Genomic DNA, 2,030 nt, shown 5'->3' on the forward strand with positions numbered 1-2,030 from the left:
TGCTGGTAACGGCCTTGTTCATCGATGGCGCCTCAGTGTTCGCGGCACTTGGCGTCGGCCTGGCCTTCTGGCTGATCTGCGGCGCGCTCACCGATATTGCCGTCAAGTCCGGCTTCGGCACTGTCGCGCCCGGCGTCATGCTCAGGCGCTTCGCCGGCCTGCCGCGTTCGGTCTTCGGCACCGCACTCGCCCATCTTGGCCTCGGGCTGACGACGCTGGGCATCGTCGGCACGCTTTGCTTCGGCACCGAGAAGATCTTGTCGATGCATGCTGGCGAGACCGTGCAACTGTCCGGCCACGTGCTGCGTTTCGAAGGGCCCTATCCGGCCCAGGGACCTAACTATAGCGAGGATCGCGGCCGCTTCGCTCTGCTCGGCGCCGATGGAAGCACTACCGCTGTAATCACCTCCGCCAAGCGCTCCTATCCGGTCCGACAGATGACGACGACCGAGTCCGGTATCAAGACGATCGGTTTCAGCCAGCTCTATCTCTCGCTTGGCGACGAGGGGACCGACGGTTCCGTCGTGGTGCGGCTGTGGTGGAAGCCGCTGGTGACGCTGATCTGGGGTGGCGGCCTTGTCATGATGGCGGGTGCCGCGATGTCGCTCATGGACCGGCGCCTGCGCGTCGGGGCACCGTCCCGCCGTCGCAAGTCGGCGGGCGCCGTACCTTCCGCGAGCCTGCTATGACCGCAAGATTTTCACTGGTCTCCCTAGTCTTGCTGCTGACGCTGTTGTTTGCCGGCGCCGCACTTGCGGTGAAGCCCGACGAGGTTCTGGCCGACCCGGCGCTCGAGGCGCGGGCGCGGACGCTTTCGGAGCAGCTGCGCTGCATGGTTTGCCAGAACCAGTCGATCGACGAATCCGATGCAGACCTTGCCCGCGACCTGCGCGTGCTGGTGCGCCAGCGCCTCGTCGCCGGCGACACCGACCGGCAGGTGATAGACTACATCGTTTCCCGCTACGGCGAGTTCGTGCTGTTGAAGCCGCGCTTCAGCCTGCGCAATGCGCTGTTGTGGGGTACGCCGGTGTTTCTGCTCTTTGCCGGCGGGATTTTCATAGTATTGACCGCCCGGTCGCGCCGTTCGACGGCAACCAATGCGTTGACCGCCGAGGAGCAGGCGGAGCTGGACACTATTTTGCACCGGGACTGAAGGCGGCGGCCGCCCGCAAACATTACAAAAGTTTCATGCACCGGAAATGGCGCCGTAATGTGTGCGCCCCTATTTCTCTTGCCCGAGGATGCCGACCGAAGCGCATCCCTTGAAAGAGGATACGAGACCCATGAATATTGCCCCCAATTCAAATCCCCGCACCCGCAAACGCCTGTTGGCTGCCGCCGCTTCAGTGGCCATTGCCGGCGCGATCGGCTTCGGCGCGGTTGCCACCGGGACAGCCCCGGTCCTGGCCGAGGCGGTGCGTGTCGAGGCACCGCAGGTCCCGAGCTTCGCCGACGTCGTCGAGCGCGTTTCGCCGGCGGTCGTCAGTGTCCGCGTCAAAGCCAAGATAGAAACGACCGCCGACGACGGCTCCGACCTGCCCGACGCCTTCGGCAATCTTCCCGACGATCCGCAATTGCGCCGCTTCTTCAGGGAGTTCCGTGGCTTTGGCGATCAGGATGGCCGGGATGGAATGCGGCGTTTCGAACGCCGTGACCGCCAGCCGCGGCCGGTCGCCCAGGGTTCCGGTTTCTTCATCTCCGAGGATGGCTACCTCGTCACCAACAACCATGTCGTCGGAGACGGCTCGTCCTTCACGGTGGTAATGCATGACGGCAAGGAACTCGACGCCAAGCTGGTCGGCACAGATCCGCGCACCGACCTCGCTGTGCTCAAGGTCGAAGGCGACGGCAAGTTCACCTATGTCGACTTCGCCGACGATTCCAAGGTTCGCGTCGGCGACTGGGTCGTGGCCGTCGGCAATCCGTTCGGCCTCGGCGGCACGGTCACCGCCGGCATCGTCTCGGCCCGTGGCCGCGATATCGGCGCCGGCCCCTATGACGACTTCATCCAGATCGACGCCTCGGTGAAC

The 2,030-nt window shown here is 64.7% G+C and carries 3 protein-coding genes; all 3 read left to right on the forward strand.

Annotated elements, in window-relative coordinates; all coding sequences use genetic code 11:
• Window positions 1–689, forward strand: a 689-nt coding sequence (locus tag EOA85_RS33690; protein ID WP_281033826.1) for a cytochrome c-type biogenesis CcmF C-terminal domain-containing protein, incomplete at its 5' end; no start/stop codon positions are given.
• Window positions 686–1,153: a cytochrome c-type biogenesis protein gene (locus tag EOA85_RS33695; protein ID WP_127212580.1), complete on the forward strand. Its 468-nt coding sequence runs from the start codon at window positions 686–688 to the stop codon at window positions 1,151–1,153. The genes EOA85_RS33690 and EOA85_RS33695, both read left to right, overlap by 4 nt.
• A gap of 130 nt (window positions 1,154–1,283) precedes the next feature.
• On the forward strand, window positions 1,284–2,030 hold a 747-nt coding region (locus tag EOA85_RS33700; RefSeq protein WP_127212581.1), incomplete at its 3' end, for a trypsin-like peptidase domain-containing protein.

The sequence above is a fragment of the Mesorhizobium sp. M5C.F.Ca.IN.020.29.1.1 genome, from assembly GCF_003997375.1.
Lineage (GTDB): Bacteria > Pseudomonadota > Alphaproteobacteria > Rhizobiales > Rhizobiaceae > Mesorhizobium > Mesorhizobium wenxiniae.